The following is an 18,687-nucleotide window of genomic DNA, read 5'->3' as shown; positions in this document are numbered from 1 at the left end:
TCGCGGAAAGGCAGCTGGCATGAGCTCGCAGTTCGGTGACTACCAGAACGAGATCTACTCCGACGGCCTGCGCGGCGTGGTGCCGCACCTGCCGATGACCTTCGCCGACCTGGAGGCCAGGGCCGAGGCCGCGCTACCGCCCTCGGTGTGGTCGTACGTCGCGGGAGGCGCAGGCGACGAGCACACCCAGCGTGCCAACGTCGCCGCCTTCCAGCACTGGGGCCTCGTCCCCCGGATGCTCGCCGGGGCCGTACGGCGTGAGCTGTCGGTGGAGCTGTTCGGCATGAGCCTGCCGGCCCCGCTGTTCATGTCCCCGATCGGGGTGATCGGCCTGTGCGCCCAGGACGGGCACGGGGACCTGGCCACGGCACGGGCGGCGGCCCGCACCGGGATCGCGATGACCGCCTCGACGCTGTCCGCCGATCCGATGGAGGCCGTGGCCGGGGAGCTCGGCCAGACCCCCGGCCTCTTCCAGCTCTACACCCCCACCGACCGGGAACTGGCGGAGAGCCTGATCCACCGGGCCGAGGCCGCCGGATTCAGGGGCATCGTCGTCACCCTCGACACCTGGGTCACCGGCTGGCGCCCCCGCGACCTGAGCACCGGCAACTTTCCCCAGCTGCGCGGGCACTGCCTGGCCAACTACACCTCCGACCCGGTCTTTCGCGCCCAGCTCGACCGTCCCCCGGAACAGGACCTGAGAGCCGCCGCGGCGCACTGGGCCCGGATCTTCGGCAACCCCCTCACCTGGGACGACCTGTCCTGGCTGCGTTCGACCACCGGCCTGCCCCTGCTGCTGAAGGGCATCTGCCACCCCGACGACGCCCGCCGGGCCAGGGACGCCGGTGTCGACGGCGTCTACTGCTCCAACCACGGCGGCCGACAGGCCAACGGCGGCCTGGCCGCCCTCGACGCACTGCCCGCCGTGGTCGAGGCCGCGGACGGGCTGCCGGTCCTGTTCGACTCCGGCGTCCGCTCCGGGGCCGACGTGGTCAAGGCCCTCGCGCTCGGCGCCACCGCCGTCGGCGTCGGCCGCCCCTACGCCTACGGTCTGGCCGTGGGCGGCACCGACGGCGTCGTCCACGTCCTGCGCGCCATCCTGGCCGAAGCCGACCTGATCATGGCCGTGGACGGCTATCCCACCCTCGCCGACCTGACCCCCGAAGCCCTGCGCCGAACACCGGGCGCCACCCACCCCTCGTAGCACGACGCCGGTCCCACCGGGTATGGGGGCGTCCGCCGTCCGGTGGAGATCAGGCTGGACGGCCGCCCCCGGTCCACCTCGCCGGGAGCAGCAGAACCGCCGGCACCGGCTCCGGTAGTCCCCTCGGCGCGACCTCACCCCCGCCAGCCTCGCCGAAGTCGACGACGGGACCGAAGAACGGGGTGTTGTGGAAGTTGACCTTGCCGCCGGAGAACGTCGCGTCGTGGAAGGCGACCGCGGTACCGGAGAACGTGGCGTCGACGAAGTCGACCATGGCGCCGGAGAAATGGGCCCTGTTGAAGTCGACCGTGCCGCCGGAGAACCGGGAGGTGTTGAAGTGGACCGCGCCCCCGGAGAACCGGGCGCCCTGGAAGTCGACCGTGGCGCCGGAGAAATGGGCGCCCCAGAAGTAGACCGTGGCACCGGAGAGGGTGGCGGCGGCGAAGACGACGGTGCCGCCGGAGAACGTGGTGGCGGCGAAGGCGACCGTGCCGCCGGAGAACTTCGCGTCCCGGAAGTCGACCATGCCGCCGGAGAACGTGGCGTCGGAGAAGGTGACGAGCATGTCGCCGGAGAACGTCGCGCGCCGGAAGTCGACCGTGCCGCCGGAGAACGTGGCCTCAGAGAAAACGACGATGTCGCCGGAGAACTTCGCGCCCCGGAAGTCGACCATGCCACTGGAGAACGTCGCGCCCCGGAAGTCGGCGATACCGCCGGAGAACATGGCGTCGGAGAAGTCGCCGCCGTCGAAGACCACGCCGGTGAAGTCCAGGGTGTGGCCCTGCCAGGACACCGTGGCGTTCTTGCGCAGGTGGGCGCCGATCAGGCGGATGATGGTGTGCCGGACCTCTCGCAGCCCGGCGAACGCCAGGTGGTCGGCTTCGGAGGCGTCGTCGGGGGGCTTGCGGGTGTAGGGCATGCGCAGGTAGGCGCACAGCACGTCGACGCAGGTCTGGCGGAGCTGGCGGGTGGCGGCGTCGTCGGCCAGCCCGGCCAGGGCGTGGACCCCGCCGAGCCGGACGGCCGGGGAGGGGTCGCCGAGCTGGGCGACCGCGGCGGTGAAACGGTCGGTGAGCTGGCCGCGTTCGGTCAGCTCGTGGGTGCGCCGCTGGCCTTGCTCGGTGAGCTCGAAGATGCGCAGCTGTGCCTGTTCGTTGAGCTCGGCCGAGCGGCGGGCCGCCTCCACGGCGTCGTGGGCGGCCTGGGCGCTGCGCCGGGCCGAGGCGGCGTTGGCGGCGGTGTAGTAGATCGCCGCGGCGGCCAGCAGCCCGGTTCCGATGGACAGGGCGCGGTTACGGACCGCGTCCAGTGCCTCGGCCAGTTCCTTGCCCCGCAGCCCGATCACGCCGTCGACGTGCTCCAGCACCCAGGCCGCCCCCGGGCCCAGCATCCACGCCAGCCCCGCGACCAGGGCCACGCCCAGCCCCGCGAACACGAACCGGAAAAGAACTGACCACCACCTCATCCCTCCAGGCTGATTGGTCCGCGTGGCCGCCACGGCGTGATGACCGTCAGCGATGGCCAATCGTGACCGGGCACTCGGGCAGCCCTTCGTCCGCGTCAGATGCGGTGCGGTCGCCAGACCGGGGGCGGGCAACGGCGGGCTGATAGGGGAGGTCACTGAACCGGGCGTGGGCGACGGCGGGCGAACTCGCGCGGTCGTTCACTGGACAATGGCGCCCTGGGCGACCAGCCGGACCGATCGCCGCCGCTGATGCCACCGCCCGCTGGCTGGGCCACCGGGCCCGAGGGCGGGGACTTTCCCGGACGACACGAGGGTGTCAGTGCGCGGACGTACCGGCGGTGTCGGCGGCGTCAGGAACGGTATCTGCGGTGTCGATGTCGGCGTGCAGGGTGTTCAGGATGGCCAGGATGCGTTCGGCGTCGGTGAGCAGGCTTCCGGTCACGGCCCAGCCTCGGGGCTGGTCCAGCTGGCCGGTGCGGACCTCCTCGGTCATCTGTTCCTGGATGGCTCCGGCCCGCTCCAGTGCGGCGGAGATCAGCGCGCTCAGCCTCGCGGGCTCGTCGGCGGTGCGCATCTGGGCCTGGAGGGCCTGGGCGAGCAGGCCCAGCAGCGCGGCGTAGTCGCGGGCGAACTCGTCGCTGATCCACGGCGGGCCGTCATCGTGGCGGCGCTGACGCTGGGCGGCATAGGCCAGCGCCCGTACCAGAGCGTGGATGTGCACACCGATCTCGCTCATCGCCCCCAGCAGTCCCGCGTGGTCATCATGAGCCTGAGGGACGCGGGCGCGGCGCAGGTTGTAGCGGCGGCTTTCGGTGCCGTCGGCGATGGCCGAGGTGGCCTGGGCGAGGTGGGTGTCGAGCCGGTCGGCGTGGCGCTGCCAGCCGGGCAGGTCCGACAGGTCACAGCGCTCGCGCAACCCGGCGGCCACGGCCTCCAGCAGCGCGGCGGCCTCCTTGCTCAACCGGCGCACCGCCTTGTCGGGACGGCGCTGGTACAGCGGCGGCCACAGCACCGCGTTGACCAGCCCGCCCGACAGCGCGCCGACCCCGGTGGCCACCACGTACGCCAGCAGGTAGCGCTCCTGGGAACCGGCGCCGAACGACAGCATCAACACCGCGGTGGTCGCCACGTCGGTGCCGTGCCGGCCCATCCGGCGCCAGCGCGCGGCCACCAGCGCCGGTGGCACGACCAGCACCAGGCTGAGGGCGTTGAGGCCGATCAGGTTGCCGACGCTACCGGCCAGGATGACACCGGCGGCCACCGCGCACACCCGGCGCACCCCGTTGGTCAGCGTCCGGTACACCGTGGCGTGCACCATGATCACAGCGGTGGCCGGGGCGATCCACACCGTCTCGTGGGGAAGGAGCCGGTCGGCCAGGAACCAGGCCAGCGCCGCGGCCAGGGTCGCCTTGGCGATCTGGCGCACCTCGAACCGCTGCTCGGAGTCTCGTTCGCCCAGCCCGGCCGCCTGGCCGCGCACATACCGTACTTCGCGGCGGATCGCGGCCCGCACCCAGCTCATGCCTTGGTTGGCCACCCTACGACCATCACCTAGTGATCACCTTTTGGCAAGTCGGGCATCCTCACGCCGACCGGCGGTCAGAGGAGGGTGCAGACGATGGGGGCGATCAGGACGGTCAGCGGTCCGCTGAGCAGCCCGGCCGCGGCGCCGTAGGCCGCGACGGCCGCCCCGTGGCCAGGGGCGGTCGCGTCGGCCAGGAGCCGCTCGACGCGCTGGACGGCTTCCACCTGGGCCAGGGCCAGGGTGTGGGCCGGTCGCAGCTCGCCGGGTGTGGTCATCCGGACGATGGCCTGGGCGACGACCAGGTCGCCGTGGTGTCGGCGGGCCCGGTCGTCGGCGAGCATCTCCAGCAGCACCGACACCGCCCGTACGGCCGTCCGGGGGGCGCCGAGGACTGGGAAGGCCCGCGCCAGCGCCGCGAAGGGCAGCAGGACCAGGTCGTGACGGCCGTGGGCGTGCGCGCGTTCGTGGGCCAGGACGGCGCGCACGTGGCGAGGGCTCAGCCGCTCCAGCGCGCCCCGGCTGACCACGACGCGGGCCTGGCGCCCGGGGACGCAGTAGGCGACGGGCCGGGCCTCGGGCAGGACGTAGGCGCCGTAGTCGCGGTCCAGGTCGGCGACCAGGTCGACCATCAGGCGCTGACGTCGCCGCCCTGCGTTTGTCTTGGTGAGGGTTCGCACCGTGTGGGCCAGCAGCCAGGCGGGCAGCGCCAGCGACCACAGCAGCGCGGCGACGTGGCCCCAGCCCAGGCCGGACAGGCCCCGTCCGTCGACGATCTGGTCGCCGAGGGTGTGTACGCCGTGCGGGAAGGCCGCCGCCAGCGGCGCGACCGCGGCGACCAGGCCCAGCCCGAGGGCGCCCAGTCCGGCGGACAGGCCGATGGCCTGCCACAGCACCAGCGCGGCCCGCGGCTGGCGGCTCGTCCACGCGGCCGAGGCCAGCCGTACGGCCACTCGCTCGCCGAGCAGGAGGGGAAGCAGCGCGGTGCCTGCGGCGAGCATCCACGCCGTCACGGCGCCTGCCCCTCTCGCCGGTCCCGCTCGTCGTGCTCTACTTCTCCCTCTACTTCTCCGTGCCGCTCGTCGTGCTCCGCTTCCCGGTGCCGCAGGGCCAGGCGCAGGGCGGTGGCGACCTCGGGGGAGACGGTTCCGACGAAGCGGTGGACCACGGCGTCGACGTCGCCCGCCTCGCTGAGGGCTTCCTGCATGACCTCGGCGACGAAGGCGTCCTTGCCGCCACTGGCCCGGTAGCGGTGCGCCCGGCCGACGCGTTCCCGGGTGACCAGGCCCTTGTGGGACAGGCGCAGCAGCACGGTCAGCACGGTCGTCACCGCGGGCCGGGACGGCAGGGAGTCGGCGACCTCCTGGGCGAGCATCCCGCCGGGGTGCCGCCACAGGGCCTCCATGATCGAGCGCTCCAGATGGCCGAGCCGCACCGGTGACCCCTCTCCTCGTGATCGCCTCACCGTGGGCAGAAGGGTACGCCAGGCCTCCCGGCGAGCCCTCCCGCAGGGGCCTCCGTCCCCTCGGCGTCCCCTCGGCGGAGGCGATGTCGGCGGTTTTACGCGAATCTTCTACGCCGTGTAGAAGTATGGGGACGCCCGGCCACCCGGCCGGGGCGTCCGGACATTGAGGAGCGTAGGTGTCACAGCAACACGACCGGACCGGGAGCGGGCACGCGGACGACCGGCGGTCCATCCGAAGGAAGAACCTCGCCGTGACCGCGGCCGTGGTGGGCGCGGTGGTCGTGGTACTGGCCGCCTTCGTCCTCATCAGCAGGATTGGCGGCGGAGGCGGGGACGCGACCGGCGCCGTGGCCGCCGGGGAGTCGCGGCTGGTGCGGGCCGACAGCCACACGGTGCAGAGCGCCGCCGACGGCAGGGTGACCCTGGTGGAGTTCCTCGACTTCGAGTGTGAGGCGTGCAGGGCCTTCTTCCCGGTCGTGGAGGAGCTGCGCGAGCAGTACGCGGGCAAGGTCACGTTCGTGGTCCGCTACTTCCCGCTGCCCGGCCACTTCAACGCCGAACGCGCCGCCCGCGCCGTGGAGGCCGCCGCCCGGCAGGGCAGGTTCGAGGCGATGTACCAGCGGATGTACGAGACGCAGGCCCAGTGGGGCGAGAAGCAGGTCCCGGCCGACGCGGTCTTCCGCGGTTTCGCCCAGGGCCTCGGCCTGGACATGGCCGCCTGGGACCGGGCCTATGACGACCCGGCCACCCTGGCCCGGGTGAACAAAGACGTCGCCGACGGCCAGGCCCTCGGTGTGAGCGGTACGCCCACGTTCTTCCTCAACGGCACCAAGATCCAGCCCCAGTCCCGCGACGAGTTCAAGGCGGCCATCGATGCGGCACTCGCCGGCTGAACCCGCCCCCGCCGAGCACCCCGAGCACGGTCATCAGGCAGGCCGTGACGAGACGGGCGAACGGCGGCCCGAGGAGCCGTTCCCCCACCTGCTGCCCTGGCTGCTGGTGATCGGCGGCGCGATCGGGCTGCTGGCGGCGTTCGTCCTGGCCGTTGAGAAGATCGCCCTGCTGAGGGACCCGGACTACGTGCCCAGCTGCAGCGTCAATCCGGTGCTGTCGTGCGGGTCGATCATGAAGACCCCGCAGGCCGAGCTGTTCGGCTTCCCCAACCCGCTCCTGGGGGTCGCCGGTTTCGCCGTCGTCCTGACGGTCGGCGCCGCGCTGCTGGCCGGGGCCGCCTTCGGCCGGTGGTTCTGGCTGGGCCTGCAGGCGGGGGTCACCTGCGGCGCGATCTTCGTGCACTGGCTGATCTTCCAGAGCCTCTACGTCATCGGCGCCCTGTGCCCGTACTGCATGATCGTGTGGGCGGTGACGATCCCGCTGTTCTGGTACGTCACCGTGCGCAACCTCGCGCGGGGCCACCTGCCGGGCGGGGCCCGCGTCGTGGCGACCCTGAGGAACTACCACTCGGTCGCGATCGCGTTGTGGTTCGGCGCGGTCGTCGCGCTGATCGCCGTGCGCTTCTGGTCGTTCTGGAGCACCCTCGTCTGACCTTCCCGCGAGTACGGGGTTTCCCGGCGTCAGGAGACCCCGCACTTCGGGGACATGTCGACGTCCGCCTGCGAGATCGAGGTCTCGACACGCGTCGGCGGGTCAGCCGGCGGGCTCCCGGGCTCCGATCAGGCGCCGGACGGTGGCCAGCCCGTCCGGCGTGCCGGGCCAGTGGCGGACCAGCGCCTGGGGCCCGGCCCGCCGGATGACCGAGCGCAGGACGAACGCGACGATGATCGCGTCGTCGGCGTAGCCCAGCACCGGGATGAAGTCGGGGATCAGGTCGATGGGCAGCGCCAGGTAGCCCAGCAGCAACCACAGCCGGTTCCGTACCCCGCGCGGCAGGGTGCGATCACGCGCGAGCGCGGCGATCAGGCGGAGCAGGTCGGGGAGCAGCCGCAGGGTCTCGCCCAGCGCGCCGCCCTTGGGGCGGGCCGCCGCCAGGAAGCCGACCAGCACCAGCCAGAGCAGCAGCGACCCGCCCGCGATCGCGGCCAACGTCCGCCACACCTCAGGCACGAGTCGCCCCCCTCCATAACCTCAACGCCCAACAGGCGAACGCTATCGGCCCGGCTCACACATGGAAATAAGGTGACCGGCTGTGCTATTTTTTGGCCATGCGGTCAAAAAACAAGGCAGGTGGCCAGCAAGAGCGTTCGTTCATCGAGACCGCCCGCCGGGACCAGATCGTCCAGTGCGCGATCGACGTGATCGCCGAGCTGGGCTACGCCCAGGCGTCACTGGCCCGGATCGCCGAACGCGCCGGGATCAGCAAGGGCGTCATCTCCTACCACTTCGGCAGCAAGGACGACCTCGTCCAGCAGGTCGTCGACGACGCGGCCGTCGCCGGGGACGCCTTCGTCCGTCCCCGGGCCGAGGCGCAGACCACGGCCGCGGGCATGTTGCGGGCCTACATCGAGGCGAGCGTGGAGTTCTACGGCACCCACCGGCGGCACATGCTGGCCCTGCTGGACATCTGGACGAGCTTCCGCACCGAGGACGGCCGCCAGCGACTCGACGTACGGGCCAACGAGGCCGAGATGGGGCAGGTCGAGGAGATCCTGCGGTTCGGGCAGGCCGCCGGTGAGTTCGGCGCCTTCTCCACCCGGGTGATGGCCGTGACCGTGAAGCAGGCGGTCGACGGCGTGCTCATCTTGATGGCGGCCTACGACGACATCGACTTCGACACCTACGCCCGGGAGCTGGCCGACCTGTTCGACAGGGCCACCAGAAAGGAGAAGTGATGGAGCTGGAACTGCGGCCCCCCAGGCACTCCGTCGACCCCAGGGCGATCCGCTGGTGGAGGGCGCAGGCGCTGGTTCCGGTGCTGCCGCCGGTGCTCGTACTGGCCGTGCTGGCCGCGCTGATCGCGCCCGCCCGGCCGTGGCTGCTGTTGTCGCTGCTCGTCGTCGCGGTGCCCGGCGTGGCGTACGCGCTGGTCATGCCGGGTCAGCGGTACCGGATCCATCGCTGGGAGGTCACCGACGACGCGGTCTACGCGGCCTCCGGCTGGCTGTGGCACAAGTGGCGGGTGGCGCCGATGTCGCGCATCCAGACCGTCGACACCCTGCGCGGCCCGCTCCAGCAGGGTTTCGGGCTGTCGGGGGTGAAGGTCACCACGGCCTCGGCCGCCGGATCGATCAAGATCCAGGGGCTGGACCGGCACATCGCCGCCGACCTCGTCGAGCGGCTGACGGCCAAGGCACAGGCCGTACCCGGGGACGCGACGTGAACCGTCGTAACGAGACAGGGGAACAGCTCGACGCCCGGGGACGCGACGTGAACCCCCGTAACGAGACAGGGGAACAGCTCGACGCCCAGGGGCGCGACGTGAACCCCCGCGACGAGACGTGGGAACGACTCGACGCGCGGACCGTCGCGGTCGCGCTGAGCTGGCTGGTCGGCCCCTCGATCCCCTCCGTGACCGCCGTCCTCGCCACCGGGCCCACCCCGCGAACGGTCATCCCGCTCGTCGTCCTGCTGGCCGTCCTGGCCGCGATCGCCGCGTACGGTGTGCTGCGGTACGCCACCACGCGTTACCGGATCACCGGCGAGCGCGTCGAGATCCGCTCCGGACTGCTGTTTCGCCGGCATCGCTCGGTCCCCCGCGACCGGGTGCGCGCCGTCGACCTGACGGCGGGACCGGCGCACCGCCTGTTCGGCGTGACCGTGGTGCGCATCGGCACCGGCGAGGAGGCGGGACTGCGCCTCGACGCCGTCTCCCGGTCCCAGGCCGGGCACCTGCGCCTGCTGCTCGGCGGGGAGAACACGGCATCCGCGCGGGCGCCCCTGGCGCGGCTGCGCCCGGCCTGGATCGGCTTCGCCCTGCTGAGCAGCTGGACACCGCTCATCGGCCTGGCGCCGTTCGGCGCGCTCTTCCGCGTACTGGAGATCTTCGGCGTCGAACCCGCCGAGGTCGGCTTCCTGAGGGACGTCTGGGGCGAGGCGTCCCGGTCCTCACCGGTGGCGGTGGCAGCTGTCGCCGTCGTGGTCCTCGCGGTCGTCGGGCTGGCGGGGGCGTTGCTGCTTCATCTGGAGGTGTGGTGGCGCTTCCGGCTGACCCGCGAGGCCGACGGCACCTACCGGGTACGGCGGGGCCTGCTCACCACCCGGTCGCTGTCGCTCCGGGAAAGCCGGTTGCGCGGTGCCGAACTGGCCGAGCCGCTGCCGTTGCGGTGGGGAGGCGGTGCCCGGCTGAGCGCGCTCGTCGCCGGTGCCGACCCCGGCGACAGCGAGGAGCGGACCTCCGCCGCGCTGCTGCCACCCGCGCCCCGGCAGGCGGCACTGAAAGTCGCCGCCCAGGTGCTCGGCGCCCCCGTGCTGGCGGCCCGGTTGCGCCCGCACCCTCGGGCCGCTCTGCGCGTACGGCTGTCCCGTGCCGTCTGGGTACCGGCGTTGCCTGCCGTGGCGCTGGCCGGGCTCGGACTCTGGCTGAGCTGGGTCCCGGACACGCTGTGGTTGCTCGCCCCGGCCTGCGTGCCCGTCACGCTGCTGCTGGCGGTCGACGCCTACCGCAACCTCGGCCACGGCCTGGCCGGTGACCATCTGCTCACCCGCCACGGCACGGCCAGGCGCAAGACGGTGGCGCTGCGCAGGGACGCGGTCATCGGCTGGACGGTCGGCCGCTCCCCCGCACAGCGCCGCCGGAAGCTGATGACCCTCACCGCGGCGACGTCCGCGGGCACCCACCGGGTCAGGGACGTCCACGTCGGGCAGGGGCTCGCGTTCGCCGAGGAGGCGGTTCCCGGCCTGCTCGCGCCCTTCGTCGTGCCCGCGGTCCACGCAGCGAACCTTCCGGGGACGTAGCGCTCACCCGATCCGGAATGCGCCTGAACGATCGATTCCAGGGGGTCGTCCAGGTCGGAGGCGGGCGGATAGCATACGCGGATGTCCCTGGTGCATCTGCGTCGTTCGGTCCGCGCGGTCGTTCTCGACGAGGACGACCGCATCCTGCTGTGCCGGCTGGTCATCCCCAAGCCGACCGGGACGATCGCCGTGTGGGCGACGCCCGGCGGAGGCGTCGAGCGTGACGAGGCCGTCCTGGTCGCCCTGCGCCGCGAACTCCGCGAGGAGACGGGGCTCGTCGTCGAGGCCGACCCGCCGCATGTCTGGCACCAGGAGGTCATCGACCCCGGGCACGTGGTGGGCTACGACGGAGTGATCAACGACTACTTCCTTGTCCGCGTCGCGTCGTTCCATCCCCGGGGCGCGATGTCCGACGACGAACTCGCCGCCGAGAACCTCGTCGACTTCCGCTGGTGGCGGCTGCCGGACATCGCGGGCTACTCCGGTCCCGACGTGTTCTCACCGCGCGACCTGGCCACGCCGCTGGCGGCGCTGATCTCCGGCGGGGCTCCTGCCAGACCTGTGCCGCTCGGCCTGTGAGCCTGACGCGCGACCCCGTCCGGCGCACGGCGGCCCGTCGCCGGGTCCTCAGGCGGCTCCGTACTCCGGCGGCACCTCCCGGGCCAGGGACCCGAGGACGATCTCCCGCGCCGCGCCGACCGTGGCCGCGAAGGCGGCCGGGTCCCGGCCGATGCGTTCGGCGCCCGCGCGCATGACCCCCGACAGCAGCTCCACCGCGAGGTGCACGTCGCCGACGTCGCGGAACTCTCCGCGCGCGACACCGTCCCGGACGACGTTCTCCACCTCGGCCACGATCGCGTGGAACGGGCTGCCCGGCCCCTTCGCCACCTCGGCGCCCGGCCGGAACACCAGCCGCATGATCTGGTCCGTGAACGCCTCCAGGACCGCCACGACGATCTCCCGCATCCGCTCCGCGGCCGGGTCCGCGGAGCGCGCGGCGATCGCGGCCACCCGCTCGACCGCGGGCCGGCCCACCCGCTGGGTCAGCGCCAGGACCAGCGCGCTCTTGTCGCGGGCGTAGTTGTACAGCGTGTTGCGCGCGAGCCCGGCACGGGCCGCGATGTGGCCCATGTTGATCGAGTCGTAGTCGCGCTCCAGCAGCAGCTGCCGCGTCGCCTCGGCGAGGTCGGCCCACACCATCTCGTGGTGCTCCTCGATGCTGGCTCCCCGGATCCGTGGCATCCGGTCATCCTCCCCCATCGTGAGGGCCCGCTGTCGCGGTGGCTCCCTTCGGGTAGTGGCGGCGCAGGGTGGCGGCGATGACGCGGTCGAACGTGCGGTCGGACAGGATCCGAGCCAGGCGGGTGATCAGGGCGGCGTCCCGGCCGACGGTGTAGCGGGTACGCGGCCCGCGGGTCGTCACGGCCTTCGCGATGACCCGGGCGGCGGCATCGGCGGTCACGCCCGACGCGGTGCCCGTGGCCATCAGCGTGTTGATCGCCTGGACCAGGCCGCCGTAGCGCTCGTCCTGCTCCGGCGTCATCTCGGCGGCCAGCCGGTTCGCCGTCGCGATCCCCCGGGCGGCCATCTCCGTACGGACGCCGCCGGGCTCGACCACGACCACCTGCACGCCCAGCGGTGCGACCTCCCGGCGCAGCGAGTCGCTCACCGCCTCCAGGGCGAACTTCGTGCCAGCGTACGCGCCGTAGGTGGGCATGGCGGCCTTACCGCCGACCGAGCTGATGTTGATCACGCGGCCCCCGGCGCGCAGCAGCGCGGGCAGGAGCGCCTGGGTGACGGCGATGTGGCCGAACAGGTTGACCTCGAACACCAACCGCCACTGCGCCATCGGCAGGGCCTCGACCGGGCCGTTCACCTGGATGCCCGCGTTGTTGACGAGCGCGTGCAGCGCGCGCGGGTCCCCGGCGACCCGCGCGGCGAGTGCCTCCACCTGCTCGGGCCTGGTGATGTCGAGGATGACGGGCTCGACGCCGGTCGACCGGATGGCGTCGGCGTCACGGTCGCGCCGCACGCCCGCCAGGACGTGGAATCCCCGGCGGGCCAGCTCGCGGGCGGCCGACGCGCCCATGCCCGTGGAGGCTCCGGTTACGACGATCAACTTCTGGGTTCGCTGCGTCACGACTCCACACTCCTTTATACGACAACCTGTCGCAAAGTTTACGACATTATGTCGCGAAAAACAGCCCGTGAGGGGATCGTGTGACGCCGTTCACCGTCCAGGCGGCGACGGCTTTGCCTCCGGCGGCGGGAAACCTGCCGACTCCTTGACGCGGTACGGGACCGGGCGGGTGCCCAGGGCACATAGCTTGAGGGCGTGAGGTGCCCTGCCCGCGACGTGAGAAGGCCGAGATGACCTCGGCGGAGTCCGCTCGCCGGGATCCGGCGGGCGCCCCCGGCTACCGGCCCATCGCCGACCACGGGCTGATCGGCGACCTGCACACCGCGGCGCTGGTGGACACCGGCGGCACCATCGTCTGGTACTGCTGCCCGCGCTTCGACGCGCCCAGCGTGTTCGGCTCGATCCTGGACGCGGGCCGGGGCGGGTCGTTCGAGCTGTGCCCGGACGCCCCGGCGAGGACCAGGCAGTTCTACTTCCCCGACACCAACGTGCTGATCACCCGCTTCTCCGCCGCCGACGGGGTGGGCGAGGTCCAGGACTTCATGCCGATCGTCGGCGACACGGGCGACGGCGCCAGGCACCGGCTGATCCGGCGGGTGAAGTGCGTCCGCGGGTCACTGGGGTTCCGGGCGCGGGTGGCTCCCCGGTTCGACTACGGCAGGCAGCCCCACGTGCTGAGCCTGCACCGGGACCGGGCGCTCTTCGAGTCGCCGTCGCTGTCCCTCACCCTGTCGGCCAGCACCACCCTGGAGGCGGACGGCCAGGACGTGCTCTCGGAGTTCAAGCTCACCGAGGGCGAGTGCGCGGTGTTCGCCCTCGACAGGTTCGGCGACGACGTGGCGCTGCGCGCGTGCCCGGTCGAGGAGGCCGAGGAGGAGTTCGCCGCGACCGTGGCGTACTGGCGGCGCTGGCTGTCCTCGTCGAGATACCGGGGCCGGTGGCGGGAGATGGTCCACCGGTCCGCGCTGACGCTGAAGCTCCTCACGTACGCGCCGACCGGCGGGATCGTGGCCGCCGCGACGACCAGCCTGCCCGAGCAGATCGGCGGGGAACGCAACTGGGACTACCGGTACGTCTGGATCCGCGACTCGGCGTTCTGCGTGTACGCGCTGCTGCGGCTGGGCTTCGGCGAGGAGGCCGAGGCGTTCATGGGCTTCCTGTCCAGGCACGTCAGCCGCGACGGCGGCGGCCCCTCGGGGCCCCTGCAGATCATGTACGGCATCGACGGGCGCACCGAGCTGCCCGAGATCGAGCTGCCCCACCTTGAGGGCTACCAGGGCTCGGCCCCGGTACGCGTCGGGAACGCGGCCGTGGACCAGCTCCAGCTGGACATCTACGGCGCCCTCCTCGACTCCGTCTACCTCTACGACAAGTGGCACCGGCCGATCTCCAGCGCCCTCTGGGACGACGTGCACATCCTGGTCGACTGGGTCTGCGACAACTGGGACCAGCCCGACGAGGGCGTGTGGGAGACGCGCGGCGGGCGCAAGGACTTCGTCTACTCGCGGCTGATGTGCTGGGTGGCGATCGAACGGGCCATGCGGATGGCCGCCCACCGCGGGCTGCCCGCCGACACGCCGCGCTGGCAGCTGGCCCGCGACGCGATCTACCGGCAGATCATGCGGCGCGGCTGGTCGGAGGAGCTGGAGGCGTTCGTCCAGCACTTCGACGACGACGTCCTCGACTCCTCGGTGCTGATGATGCCGATGGCGAAGTTCATCTCCCCCACCGACCCGAAGTGGCTGTCGACCCTCGACGCGCTCGGCGCGAACCTGGTGTCGGACTCACTGGTCTACCGCTACGACCCCGCCGTCAGCCCGGACGGGCTGCGCGGCGAGGACGGCACCTTCTCGATCTGCTCGTTCTGGTACGTCGAGGGGCTCACCCGGGCCGGGCGCCTGGACGAGGCGCGGCTGGCGTTCGAGAAGATGCTCACGTACGCCAACCACCTCGGCCTGTACGCCGAGGAGATCGGGCGGACCGGCGAGCAGCTCGGCAACTTCCCGCAGGCCTTCACCCACCTCGCGCTGATCAGCGCGGCGTTCAACCTCGACCACGCCCTGGGTTGAACGCCGCCCCCGCTCGTACGAACAGAGCCCGTGAGGGCGTCGATTCAGGCGCCGCCCTCCAGGTCTCCCTCGGACTTGAGGTAGACCTCCTGGAGGTCGCGCAGGATGGCGGGGTCGGGGTGCTCCCACATGCCCCGGCTGGCCGCCTCCAGCAGCCGCTCGGCGATGCCGTGCAGCGCCCACGGGTTGGACCGGGCCATGAACGCCTGGTTCTCCGGGTCCAGCACGTAGGTCGCGGCCAGCTTGTCGTACATCCAGTCGGCGACGACGCCGGTGGTGGCGTCGTAGCCGAACAGGTAGTCGACGGTGGCGGCCAGCTCGAAGGCGCCCTTGTAGCCGTGCCTGCGCATGGCGGCCAGCCAGCGCGGGTTGACCACCCGGGCGCGGAAGATCCTGGACGTCTCCTCCGAGAGCGTCCGGGTACGGACCGCGTCCGGCCTGGTGCTGTCGCCGATGTAGGCGGCCGGCGCCTTCCCGGTGAGCGCCCGGACGGTGGCGATCATGCCGCCGTGGTACTGGAAGTAGTCGTCGGAGTCGGCGATGTCGTGCTCGCGGGTGTCGACGTTCTTGGCCGCCACGGCGATCCTGCGGTAGGCCGTCTCCATGTCCTGCCTGGCGGGCACCCCGTCGACGCCCCGGCCGTAGGCGAAACCACCCCAGACCGCGTACACCTCGGCGAGGTCGGCGTCGTCACGCCAGTTGCGGCTGTCGATCAGCGGCAGCAACCCGGCCCCGTACGCGCCCGGCCGGGAGCCGAAGATCCGCATGGTGGCCCTGCGCTCGTCGCCGTGCCCGGCCTGGTCGGCGAGCACGTGCGCCCGCACGTAGTTGAGCTCCTCGGGCTCCTCCAGCCCGGCCGCCAGCCGTACGGCGTCGTCCAGCATCGCCACGACGTGCGGGAAGGCGTCGCGGAAGAAGCCGCTGATCCTGACGGTGACGTCCACGCGCGGGCGGCCCAGCTCGGTGGCGGGGATGGGCTCCAGGCCGGTGACGCGGCGCGAGGCCTCGTCCCAGACCGGCCGCACGCCGAGCAGCGCCAGCACCTCGGCGACGTCGTCCCCTGCGGTGCGCATGGCACTCGTCCCCCACACCGACAGCCCGACCGAGCGCGGCCAGTCGCCGGTGTCGGCGCGGTAGCGCTCCAGCAGGGAGTCGGCCATCGCCTGGCCGGTCTCCCACGCCAGCCTGCTCGGCACCGCCTTGGGGTCGACCGAGTAGAAGTTGCGGCCGGTGGGGAGCACGTTGATCAGCCCCCGCAGCGGCGACCCGCTCGGCCCCGCCGGGACGTAGCCGCCGTCGAGGGCGTGCAGGATCGCGTCGATCTCGTCGGTGGTACGCGCCAGCCGGGGCACGACCTCGACGGCGGCGAACCGCAGGATCCGCTCCACCGTCCCCAGGTCCGCGCCACCGGCGTGTGCACCGGACCCGCCGCCCTGAGCGGTCACGCCGGTCGAACCGGTCGTACGGGTCAAGTCGGTCTCGTGGCCCGGGTCGGTTACTTCGGTTACTTCGGTTACTTCGCTTGAAGCGGTCGAGTCGGTCTCGCTGTCCGGGGCGGTGCCTTCGGTCCGGGGCTCCGTCCGGCCCAGGATCGCGGCGGTCACCTCCCCGGCCGCCGACGGGTCCCAGCCGCGTTGCTCCATGGCCTCGACCAGGGCGCGGGCCAGGGTCTCGGCCTCGTCGACGCCGATCCGTCCCGCACTGCCGTCCTCGGCCAGGCCCAGGGCCTCGCGCAGGCCGACGAGCGCCTCGCTGCCCGCCCACATCTGCCGGGCGCGGAGCATGGCCAGCACCAGGTCGACGCGCGGCTGCCCCTCGGGAGCGACCCCCAGCACGTGCAGGCCGTCGCGGATCTGGACATCCTTGACCTCACACAGCCAGCCGTCGATGTGCAGCAGGAAGTCGTCGAACTCGGCGTCGTGCGGGCGGTCGGCGACGCCGAGGTCGTGGTCGAGCCTGGCGGCCTGGATGAGCGTCCAGATCTGGGCGCGGATCGCGGGCAGCTTGGCCGGGTCCATCGCCGCGATGGAGGCGTGCTCGTCGAGGAGCTGCTCCAGCCTGGCCATGTCCCCGTAGCTGTCGGCGCGGGCCATCGGCGGGACGAGGTGGTCGACCAGGGTGGCGTGGGCGCGGCGCTTGGCCTGGGTGCCCTCGCCGGGGTCGTTGACGAGGAACGGGTAGATGAGCGGCAGGTCGCCGAGCGCGGCGTCCGGGCCGCAGGAGGCCGACATGCCCGCTGACTTGCCGGGCAGCCATTCCAGGTTGCCGTGCTTGCCCACGTGGACCACGGCGTGCGCGCCGAAGCCGTCGGCCAGCCAGCGGTAGGCGGCCAGGTAGTGGTGGCTGGGCGGCAGGTCGGGGTCGTGGTAGATCGCGATGGGGTTCTCGCCGAAGCCGCGCGGCGGCTGCACCATGACCACCACGTTGCCGGAGCGCAGCGCGGCCAGCACGATCTCGCCCTCCGGGTCGCGCGACCTGTCCACGAACAGCTCGCCGGGCGCCGGGCCCCAGTGCTCCTCCATCCGGGCGCGCAGGTCCGCGGGGAGGGTGGCGTACCACTCGGCGTACCGGCTCGCCGCGATGCGCACCGGGTTCCCGGCGAGCTGCTCCTCGGTGAGCCAGTCCTGGTCCTGCCCGCCCGCGGCGATCAGCGCGTGGATGAGCGCGTCGCCGTCCTGCCCGGTCACCCCGGGCAGCTCGTCCTCGGCGCCGATGTCGTACCCGCGCTCGCGGAGCGCGGCCAGCAGCCGTACGAGGCTGGCCGGGGTGTCCAGGCCGACGGCGTTGCCGATGCGGGCGTGCTTGGTGGGGTAGGCCGACAGCATCAGCACCAGCCGCCGCTCGGCGGGCGGGATGTGCCGCAGCGTGGCGTGGCGCACCGCGATGCCCGCCACGCGCGAGGCCCGCTCGGGGTCGGCCACGTAGACGGTCAGCCCGTCCTCGTCGATCTCCTTGAAGGAGAACGGCACCGTGATGATCCGCCCGTCGAACTCGGGGATCGCGACCTGGGTGGCGGCGTCCAGCGGGGACAGGCCGTCGTCGTTCTCCGCCCAGGAGGCCCGGCTGCTCGTCAGGCACAGGCCCTGCAGGATCGGCACGTCCAGTTCGGCGAGCGCGCCGACGTCCCAGGCCTCGTCGTCCCCGCCCGCCGACGCGGTCGCCGGTCGGGTGCCGCCCGCGGCGAGCACGGTCACCACCAGGGCGTCCACCGTACGCAGGACCTCCACCAGGCCGGGCTCCGCGGTGCGCAGGGAGGCGCAGTACACCGGCAGCGCCCGCGCGCCCGCGTCCTCGATCGCCGAGCAGAGCGCCTCGACGAAGGCGGTGTTCCCCGCCACGTGGTGGGCCCGGTAGTAGAGCACCCCGACGACGGGCCCGTCCTGGTCGCGCGCCTCGCGCTCCAGCGTCCCCCACGTGGGGGTGGGCTCGGGCGCGGCGAACCCGTGCCCGGTGAGCAGCAGCGTGTCGGACAGGAAGTGGTGCAGTTCGGTCAGGTTGGCCGGGCCGCCGTGGGCGAGGTAGGCGTGCGCCTCGGCGCAGACCCCGCCGGGCACGGTGGACAGCTCCATCAGTTCGGCGTCCGGCGCCTGCTCGCCGCCGAGGACGACGACGGGCCGGGGTCCGGCGAGCAGGGCGTCCAGGCCCTCCTCCCAGGCGCGGCGCCCGCCGAGCAGGCGGACCACGACCAGGTCGGCGCCCTCCAGCAGCGGCGGGAGGTCAGCGGCGGCGAGCCTGGCGGGGTTGCCGAGCCGGTAGTCGGCGCCGCTCGCGCGAGCGCTCAGCAGGTCGGTGTCGGAGGTCGAGAGCAGGAGGATCACGCGCCACACTCCAGGAGAGGCAGGGCGGTACGGCCCAGGGACGCCACATCGTGGCCGGGGAACGGCGATGTCATATCGCGGTGAAGGAACGGCGATGCCACGGTGTGATCGGGGGTCCCCGGTGTCACGTCGTGGCGAGAAACCCGCGATGTC

Annotated in this window: 16 protein-coding genes; 8 read left to right on the top strand and 8 right to left on the bottom strand. The window is 72.6% G+C overall.

Annotation, left to right across the window (positions count from 1 at the left end; translation table 11 throughout):
• Positions 1–19 precede the first annotated feature (19 nt).
• Entirely contained in the window at positions 20–1,204 is a 1,185-nt protein-coding gene (locus tag ACW9TB_RS19940; RefSeq protein ID WP_472749520.1) for an alpha-hydroxy-acid oxidizing protein, read from the top strand.
• A 49-nt stretch (positions 1,205–1,253) separates the two neighbouring features.
• On the opposite strand, the gene ACW9TB_RS19935 is transcribed toward ACW9TB_RS19940, so the two are convergent.
• From ACW9TB_RS19935 to ACW9TB_RS19920, 4 genes are all read right to left on the bottom strand, one after another.
• Positions 1,254–2,639, bottom strand: coding sequence for a pentapeptide repeat-containing protein (locus tag ACW9TB_RS19935; RefSeq protein WP_472749519.1), 1,386 nt, complete (start codon positions 2,637–2,639; stop codon positions 1,254–1,256).
• A gap of 346 nt (positions 2,640–2,985) precedes the next feature.
• Complete coding sequence (locus ACW9TB_RS19930) at positions 2,986–4,206, bottom strand: FUSC family protein (protein WP_472749518.1); 1,221 nt, start codon at positions 4,204–4,206, stop codon at positions 2,986–2,988.
• 62 nt (positions 4,207–4,268) lie between these two features.
• On the bottom strand, positions 4,269–5,204 hold the full coding sequence (locus ACW9TB_RS19925; RefSeq protein ID WP_472749517.1) for a M56 family metallopeptidase: 936 nt from the start codon (positions 5,202–5,204) through the stop codon (positions 4,269–4,271).
• Positions 5,201–5,626, bottom strand: coding sequence for a BlaI/MecI/CopY family transcriptional regulator (locus ACW9TB_RS19920; RefSeq protein ID WP_472749516.1), 426 nt, complete (start codon positions 5,624–5,626; stop codon positions 5,201–5,203). The genes ACW9TB_RS19925 and ACW9TB_RS19920 overlap by 4 nt, the downstream gene beginning before the upstream one ends.
• A gap of 206 nt (positions 5,627–5,832) precedes the next feature.
• On the opposite strand from ACW9TB_RS19920, the gene ACW9TB_RS19915 reads away from it, so the two are divergent.
• Entirely contained in the window at positions 5,833–6,549 is a 717-nt protein-coding gene (locus ACW9TB_RS19915) for a DsbA family protein (protein ID WP_472749515.1), read from the top strand.
• The gene (locus tag ACW9TB_RS19910) at positions 6,530–7,201 is read left to right on the top strand and encodes a vitamin K epoxide reductase family protein (protein WP_472749514.1); all 672 of its coding nucleotides are present in this window, start codon (positions 6,530–6,532) and stop codon (positions 7,199–7,201) included. Before ACW9TB_RS19915 ends, ACW9TB_RS19910 begins: the two co-directional genes overlap by 20 nt.
• A gap of 102 nt (positions 7,202–7,303) precedes the next feature.
• Here the strand turns inward: ACW9TB_RS19910 and ACW9TB_RS19905 are convergent, their stop codons facing one another.
• Positions 7,304–7,720: a YkvA family protein gene (locus ACW9TB_RS19905; RefSeq protein ID WP_472749513.1), complete on the bottom strand. Its 417-nt coding sequence runs from the start codon at positions 7,718–7,720 to the stop codon at positions 7,304–7,306.
• Between the two features lie 98 nt (positions 7,721–7,818).
• Between ACW9TB_RS19905 and ACW9TB_RS19900 the strand changes: the two genes are divergently transcribed.
• From ACW9TB_RS19900 to ACW9TB_RS19885, 4 genes are all read left to right on the top strand, one after another.
• Positions 7,819–8,445, top strand: a complete 627-nt coding sequence (locus ACW9TB_RS19900) for a TetR/AcrR family transcriptional regulator (RefSeq protein ID WP_472749512.1) — start codon at positions 7,819–7,821, stop codon at positions 8,443–8,445.
• Entirely contained in the window at positions 8,445–8,933 is a 489-nt protein-coding gene (locus ACW9TB_RS19895) for a PH domain-containing protein (RefSeq protein WP_472749511.1), read from the top strand. Before ACW9TB_RS19900 ends, ACW9TB_RS19895 begins: the two co-directional genes overlap by 1 nt.
• Positions 8,930–10,507 carry a PH domain-containing protein gene (locus tag ACW9TB_RS19890; RefSeq protein ID WP_472749510.1) on the top strand — a complete coding sequence of 526 codons (1,578 nt, stop codon included), beginning with the start codon at positions 8,930–8,932 and terminating at the stop codon, positions 10,505–10,507. Before ACW9TB_RS19895 ends, ACW9TB_RS19890 begins: the two co-directional genes overlap by 4 nt.
• Before the next feature lie 81 nt (positions 10,508–10,588).
• A complete protein-coding gene (locus tag ACW9TB_RS19885) occupies positions 10,589–11,086 on the top strand; it encodes an NUDIX domain-containing protein (RefSeq protein ID WP_472749509.1) in 498 nt (165 codons plus the stop codon).
• A 48-nt stretch (positions 11,087–11,134) separates the two neighbouring features.
• Here the strand turns inward: ACW9TB_RS19885 and ACW9TB_RS19880 are convergent, their stop codons facing one another.
• Together ACW9TB_RS19880 and ACW9TB_RS19875 are read right to left on the bottom strand one after the other, a co-directional pair.
• Entirely contained in the window at positions 11,135–11,749 is a 615-nt protein-coding gene (locus ACW9TB_RS19880; RefSeq protein WP_472749508.1) for a TetR/AcrR family transcriptional regulator, read from the bottom strand.
• Between the two features lie 4 nt (positions 11,750–11,753).
• The gene (locus tag ACW9TB_RS19875) at positions 11,754–12,647 is read right to left on the bottom strand and encodes an SDR family oxidoreductase (RefSeq protein ID WP_472749507.1); all 894 of its coding nucleotides are present in this window, start codon (positions 12,645–12,647) and stop codon (positions 11,754–11,756) included.
• A 230-nt stretch (positions 12,648–12,877) separates the two neighbouring features.
• Between ACW9TB_RS19875 and ACW9TB_RS19870 the strand changes: the two genes are divergently transcribed.
• Positions 12,878–14,716 (top strand): glycoside hydrolase family 15 protein, encoded by a 1,839-nt coding sequence (locus ACW9TB_RS19870; protein WP_472749506.1) that lies wholly within the window; start codon positions 12,878–12,880, stop codon positions 14,714–14,716.
• 44 nt (positions 14,717–14,760) lie between these two features.
• On the opposite strand, the gene cobN is transcribed toward ACW9TB_RS19870, so the two are convergent.
• The gene (gene cobN, locus ACW9TB_RS19865) at positions 14,761–18,534 is read right to left on the bottom strand and encodes a cobaltochelatase subunit CobN (RefSeq protein ID WP_472749505.1); all 3,774 of its coding nucleotides are present in this window, start codon (positions 18,532–18,534) and stop codon (positions 14,761–14,763) included.
• Between the last annotated feature and the right edge of the window lie 153 nt (positions 18,535–18,687).

The organism is Streptosporangium sp. H13245 (assembly GCF_055690525.1).
Note: the sequence above shows the minus strand (reverse complement) of the source record. Positions and strands in the feature narration are given on the sequence as shown.